Below are 886 nucleotides of genomic sequence, written 5' to 3'. Positions count from 1 at the left end.
GATCGTGTCCCAGCGCGTGGTGTAGCTGGATTTCATAGCCATCGGTGATTTCCGGTAGGGTCGGGTTGCTTAGATCCAACCTGAAGGACACCACCGATGACCGACGATATGATGAACCTGCGCTCACTCGTTGAGAAGAGTGCCGACGCCGATTTGCTCCGGGATATGATCGGCTTTGCTGCCGAGAAGTTGATGGCACTGGAAGTCGGGGCGAAGACTGGCGCGGGATATGGCGAGAAGAACGGCTTTCGACTTGCCCAGCGCAACGGCTACCGCGATCGAGACTGGGAGACACGAGCAGGGACCGTCGAGCTGCGCATTCCCAAGCTTCGCACAGGCAGCTACTTCCCGAGTTTCCTGGAGCCGCGCCGGATGGCGGAGAAGGCTCTGACGGCGGTCATCAGGAGGCTTACATCCAAGGCGTTTCGACCCGATCCGTAGATGATCTCGTCAAGGCCATGGGCATGAGCGGCATCTCCAAGAGCCAGGTATCGCGGCTCTGCGAGGAGATCGACGAGAAGGTGAAGGCCTTCCTCGACCGTCCTATCGAGGGCGAGTGGCCATACCTCTGGATCGATGCCACCTATCTGAAGGTTCGTCGCGGCGGACGCATCGTCTCTGTCGCTGTCATCATCGCTGTCGGCGTCAACACCGACGGTCGACGCGAGGTGCTCGGCATGGAGATCGGCACTTCAGAAGCAGAAGCGATCTGGACTGAGTTCCTGCGCAAGCTGACCAGGCGAGGCCTGCGCGGCGTGAAGCCTTGCTGTCTCCGATGCGCATGAGGGCATCAAGGCAGCGGTGTCGAAGGTGCTGTCCGCCACATGGCAGAGGTGCCGGGTCCACTTTATGCGCAATGCGCTTGCCCATGCCGGGAAGAGCGGAC

1 pseudogene is annotated in these 886 nt (G+C 60.6%); it reads left to right on the top strand.

Going from position 1 to position 886, the window contains the following annotated elements:
• Window positions 1-96: 96 nt before the first annotated feature.
• Window positions 97-886 (top strand): annotated as a pseudogene (locus AGR2A_RS30490) (IS256 family transposase); the annotation flags it as partial.

This window comes from Agrobacterium genomosp. 2 str. CFBP 5494 (genome assembly GCF_900013495.1).
Taxonomy (GTDB): Bacteria; Pseudomonadota; Alphaproteobacteria; order Rhizobiales; family Rhizobiaceae; genus Agrobacterium; species Agrobacterium pusense.
Note: the sequence above shows the minus strand (reverse complement) of the source record. Positions and strands in the feature narration are given on the sequence as shown.